The following is a 3,439-nucleotide window of genomic DNA, read 5'->3' as shown; positions in this document are numbered from 1 at the left end:
GCTCCTTCCGGAAGGCGCGCGCATTGTCCTTGCCCTGGCCGATCTTGTCGCCCTTGTAGGCGTACCAGGCGCCGGCCTTGTCGACCAGCTTGTTCTCCACGCCGATGTCGATCAGCTCGCCGAGCTTGGAAATGCCCTCGTTGTAGAGGATCTCGAACAGCGCTTCCTTGAACGGCGGAGCCATCTTGTTCTTGACGATCTTCACGCGGGTCTCGTTGCCCACCACCTCGTCGCCCTTCTTGATGCTGCCGATGCGACGGATGTCGAGGCGCACCGAGGCATAGAACTTCAGCGCGTTGCCGCCGGTGGTGGTTTCCGGCGAGCCGTACATGACGCCGATCTTCATGCGGATCTGATTGATGAAGATGACCATGGTGCGCGACTTGGAGATCGACGCGGTCAGCTTGCGCAGCGCCTGGCTCATCAGCCGCGCCTGCAGGCCGGGCAGGCTGTCGCCCATCTCGCCCTCGATCACGGCCCGGGGCGTCAGCGCGGCCACCGAGTCGATGACGATGATGTCCACCGCGCCCGAGCGCACCAGGGTGTCGGTGATCTCCAGGGCCTGTTCGCCGGTGTCGGGCTGGGAGACCAGCAGGTCGTCCAGGTTGACCCCCAGCTTGTGGGCGTAGGACGGATCCAGCGCATGCTCGGCGTCGACGAAGGCCGCGGTGCCGCCGGCCTTCTGGATCTCGGCCACCACATGCAGGGCCAGCGTCGTCTTGCCCGAGCTTTCCGGGCCGTAGATCTCGACCACGCGGCCCTTCGGTAGGCCGCCGATGCCAAGCGCCAGGTCCAGGCCCAGCGAGCCGGTGGAGACGGACTCGATCTCGACGACCTTGCCCTTCTCGCCCAGCTTCATCACCGAGCCCTTGCCGAAGGCACGATCGATCTGCGCCAGCGCGGCCTCGAGGGCCCGCTGCTTATCTCCGTCTTCTTTCGCCACGAGTTTCAAAGCCGACTGACCCATCCCAAGCGCTCCTTATCCCACGATTCCGCAAACCCCGGCGGCCATTCCGCGTCGCCCCTTAGCGCCGCTCGCCGAAGGACCTATGCGTACCGGCTTTGTTCCAGGTTCGCAAGATGTTCTTTTTCAGAAAAAGCTCTCCCTAGTGGGACCGCCCATACGAACTGACACTGACGGCGCATAGGTTCTGTCAATGGACGTGCAGACTTCGGAGCGAAATCAACGAACTGGGCGGGCGTGGTTTCTCCTTGGCTTGGGCACGTGGTTTCCCGATCGCGATGACACACCCGCTGTTGAATTTACAGGATAATCTTCCGCGAGGTTTCTCGATTGCAGGACGATAGGGAAACCGATTGGGAAACCTCTGCTCCCTCCATCTGCCGACAACAGTATTCGACGCGCCGCCGAAAATTACGGCTTGCCCGTGCAGTGATTATAAGAAATCAACAGCTCAAGACCTTCGGAACGCAGCGTGATCAACGCGATCCGTTGGCCTCTCCCCAAATCACATCGCCTCACGTCGGGGCGAACACGGACGGGTCGCGCGATGACACGCGCACCCTTGGAGGTATCCATGAATGCACGACCACAGCCGCTGACGGACCTCACGGGCTGCGCCTGCGAAGAGGCGGCGGCCCAATACACCGAGTTCGACAGTTATGGTGGCGGCGGCTGTGATGAGACGAAGGGCCGCTACGCAGACGTGGGGCTCCTTCGCTGTCGCACGTGCCGCCGACTGTGGCTGCGTTACTTCGTCGAGTATGAAGCCTTCACCCAATCAGGGCGCTGGGCTCGCGGCCTGATTTCTGAAGCCGCCGCCGCGACGATCACCCCTGAAACGGCTCTCGCTCATCTCGATGGATTGGACTGGTACCTGTATGGCGGCTCCTACTACGGGAGCTCCGGTCGACGCAGTGGCCCAATGCACTGGGGGCTGTAGGTAAGCCTTCAGCGCAAAATTCTCACTTGCCCCCGCCTACGTTATAAGAAATCAATAGCTCACCGCCTCCGGGCCGCCGCGCCAACGCCGCGACCCAAGCGAGGCCCTTCTCCCAGACTAATTGAGATCGACGACCCATGCTTTGGGTTCGAGGAAAGGCTGGCTGCGCTATGAGCCACGACATCATCGGTGACATCCACGGTCACGCAGATCGACTGGAAGCGCTTCTACAAGCCCTCGGCTATCGCCGTCTGAACGGCGCCTGGCGCCATCCGGCGCGCACCGCTGTCTTCGTCGGCGACCTGATTGACCGCGGTCCAGGCCAGCTTCGAACCCTTGAGCTGGTCCGCGCGATGATCGATGCGGGCTCCGCTCGAGCCGTTATGGGTAACCACGAGCTCAATGCGATCGCCTGGGCGACGCCGCACGCAGACATTGAGGGAGATCACCTTCGGACGCGCATGGGACCTAAAGGCGAGAAGAATCGCCATCAACACGCGGCCTTCCTGAGCGAGGTCGGCGCAGACACTCCAGAACACCGGGCATGGATCGACTGGTTCTATCAGCTGCCGCTGTGGATCGAGGAGTCGAGCTTTCGTGTCGTGCACGCCTGCTGGAGCCCCGGCCACGCCGCAGTCCTTAAGTCGCATCTTGGCGATCAGGGGCGCCTGACGCCAGGCGACATCGACGCCGCCAGCCGGCCTGGCTCGGCCATCCATGATGCGGTCGACACGCTGCTGAAGGGCGTAGAGGTCGAGCTGCCAGGCGGCGCGACGTTCACAGACAAGGACGGGCACGTCCGCAACGCGATCCGCACGCGCTGGTGGGATCCGCAGTTGGTGAGCCTTGGTGAGGCCTACATCGGTCCCAGTGGGATCGTGCTGCCGGACGGCGATATTCCCCCAGACAGCCGCATCGAGGAGCCAGACCGCCCGACCTTCATCGGACACTATTGGTTCGACCCCGAGGGACCCCCGGCTCCCGCATCGCGCCGGGTCGCGTGCGTTGATTACAGCGTGGCCAAGGGCGGTCCCCTAGTCTCCTATCGGTTCGATGGCGCTCCAGCGCTGTCGGCCGCTCACTTTGTCGCCGTCTGAAATGGAGAGCTTCAGCGCATCAGAGCCGTGGATCTCGACGGACGCCTTCGCCAAGCTTGCTGGCATCAGCGTACAGGCCGCCAGGAAGGCGTTGAGGCTGGGCTCGCAAGGCAAGCCTTGGCGTGATGCTGCGATCCGCGTCCGTCGCCTCCGCGCGCGCGGCGGGCTCGCTTATCAGGTCAGCGTCGCCAGTCTGCCTGACGATCTCCGACCAGTGGATGATGCTGTTCATAATGCTCAGCCGCTTCCTCTGCGCGCGACTGTCGAGCAGGAGGGCGTCGCCGTTGACCGTTGGAACGCCATCTCACCTGCGCTCGCCCATCCCTCGCAGTCGCCAGAGCGAGCCGCGGCAGTCACCGTCGCAGCGCGGGCTATCGGGTGCAGCAAACGCACGCTTTATCGGTGGCTCAGCCAATACGAACAGCACGGCTTTCGCGG

At 63.4% G+C, this 3,439-nt stretch carries 4 protein-coding genes; 3 read left to right on the top strand and 1 reads right to left on the bottom strand.

Annotation, left to right across the window (positions count from 1 at the left end):
* The coding region (gene recA, locus Q8M88_RS01375; RefSeq protein ID WP_305594323.1) for a recombinase RecA at positions 1 to 967 on the bottom strand (967 nt) is incomplete at its 3' end.
* Between the two features lie 571 nt (positions 968 to 1,538).
* Between recA and Q8M88_RS01370 the strand changes: the two genes are divergently transcribed.
* The 3 genes from Q8M88_RS01370 to Q8M88_RS01360 form a co-directional block, all read left to right on the top strand.
* On the top strand, positions 1,539 to 1,904 hold the full coding sequence (locus Q8M88_RS01370) for a hypothetical protein (RefSeq protein WP_305594321.1): 366 nt from the start codon (positions 1,539 to 1,541) through the stop codon (positions 1,902 to 1,904).
* Positions 1,905 to 2,074: 170 nt separating this feature from the next.
* A complete protein-coding gene (locus Q8M88_RS01365) occupies positions 2,075 to 3,001 on the top strand; it encodes a metallophosphoesterase (protein ID WP_305594319.1) in 927 nt (308 codons plus the stop codon).
* Positions 2,958 to 3,439 (top strand): helix-turn-helix domain-containing protein (locus Q8M88_RS01360; RefSeq protein ID WP_305594317.1); only part of this gene is annotated, 482 nt, incomplete at its 3' end. The genes Q8M88_RS01365 and Q8M88_RS01360, both read left to right, overlap by 44 nt.

The organism is Phenylobacterium sp. (assembly GCF_030693805.1).
Taxonomy (GTDB): Bacteria; Pseudomonadota; Alphaproteobacteria; order Caulobacterales; family Caulobacteraceae; genus Phenylobacterium.
The sequence above is the reverse complement of the archived record's forward strand: the minus strand, read 5'-3'. Positions and strand labels throughout refer to the sequence as shown.

Bases quoted from the DNA above. Each gene is read 5' to 3' on its own strand.
- Q8M88_RS01365 (WP_305594319.1), top strand. From the start codon at position 2,075: ATGAGCCACGACATCATCGGTGACATCCACGGTCACGCAGATCGACTG.
- Q8M88_RS01370 (WP_305594321.1), top strand. From the start codon at position 1,539: ATGAATGCACGACCACAGCCGCTGACGGACCTCACGGGCTGCGCCTGC.